Origin of the sequence: Mycobacterium sp. 4D054, from assembly GCF_052245755.1 — a bacterium.
Lineage (GTDB): Bacteria > Actinomycetota > Actinomycetes > Mycobacteriales > Mycobacteriaceae > Mycobacterium.
The window spans coordinates 1-1469 of record NZ_JBQQCF010000136.1 but is presented as its reverse complement, the minus strand read 5'-3'; the positions used below and the strand labels follow the sequence as shown (position 1 = coordinate 1469).

The window sequence follows — 1469 nt, the reverse complement described above, 5'->3', positions numbered from 1 at the left end:
GAAAGGACTCTCAATGAAGAAGTCAAGCCGCGGCGGTGACCGGGGGTGAATCAGGTTGCCAGGTCCGGTTGTCACGGATGAGGGCGTAGAGAACGTTGGTGCGCCGTCGCGCCAGGCAGATGGTGGCGGGGATCGGCCGCTTTCCTTCGTCTCGTTTGCGCTGGTAATAGGCCTTGGAATCTGGGTCGCAGCGGATCGCGGTCAACGCCGACATGTACATGACTCGGCGCAGTCGGCGACTGTAACGCTTGGGGGTGTGCAGTCGTCCGGTGCGCTTTCCGGAGTCTCGAGACACTGGCGCCAGGCCGGCCCAGGCCGCGAGTTGGTCAGCCGATCCGATCAGCGCGGGATCACCAACGGCGGCGAGGAATTCGGCGCCCAGCCGAAATCCTATGCCGGGCATGCTGGTGATCACCTCGGCGAGTGGATGGCGGCGAAATCGGCCCTCGATGTCGGCGTCGGTGGTCTTGATGCGGTCATCGAGGGCGATCACCTCCCGCGCCAGATCAGCGATCAACCCGGCGGCCACCTCTTCGCCGGGCAGGCGCATCGTCTGGGTTTTCACTGCAGCCACCGCAGCCGCCGCGATCGAGGCGGCGTTGCGCACACCGGCATCGGTCAAGACTTTGGTCAGCCGCGAAACACCGCTTTGTCGAATCGCTTTGGGACGCTGGTAGCGCGCCAGCAGTATCACCCAGCCACGGTCTTGGCTCGGTTGGGCGGCTCGTTCCAGGGCCGGGCAGACCGCGACGAGTTGCTGGCGCAGCCGGTTGATCGTGCGGGTGCGGTCGGCCACCAGGTCGGCGCGATGGCCGGTGAGCATCCGCAACTCGCTGATCAAGTCATCATCGGGATGCAGAACGGGCAAGTCCTGGCCGCGCATGCGCGCCTGGTCGGCGATCACCCGAGCGTCTTTGGCATCGGTTTTGGCCTCCCCACCGCGGTAGGTCGCCGAGGCCTGCCACACCGCCCGGCCGGCCAGATACCGGACCGTTTTGCCGGCGTCGGCCAGCACCGTCAACACCAGTGCGGCATACACCGTGGTCAGGTCCACCGTCCACGACACTCGCTCGGCCAGCTCGTCGATTTCAGCGACGAGCTCCCGGATCGGTTGCTCGTCGTTGACCAGCCGGCGCGACAACACCACCTTCCCGCTGTCGTCGACCGCACAAACCCAGTGATGCTCTTTACCAACATCCACTCCAGCCCACACCTGGCCCGTCGTCATCACCCCTCTTTTCGCCTGTCTACCAACATGATCCCCATGGACAACCCCGCCAGCATTTCCTTAAACAAGCGATCACATCGCAGATCTCAATCAGCGGCCAGAGGAGTCCAGGCAGGCCGGGCGGCCAGTCCTTTCAAGCCGCACCACCAGGGCCGGCTACGACCATGCAGCCTCACCCGACCCACCCGGGTCACAGCCCAACGTAACAACACGAAGTAACTGCAACTACGAACTTAAGGAC

At 64.4% G+C, this 1469-nt stretch carries 1 protein-coding gene; it reads right to left on the bottom strand.

What is annotated here, in order from left to right:
- Positions 1–22 precede the first annotated feature (22 nt).
- A complete protein-coding gene (locus ACTWP6_RS30250) occupies positions 23–1228 on the bottom strand; it encodes an IS110 family transposase (RefSeq protein WP_006247666.1) in 1206 nt (401 codons plus the stop codon).
- Positions 1229–1469: the final 241 nt, after the last annotated feature.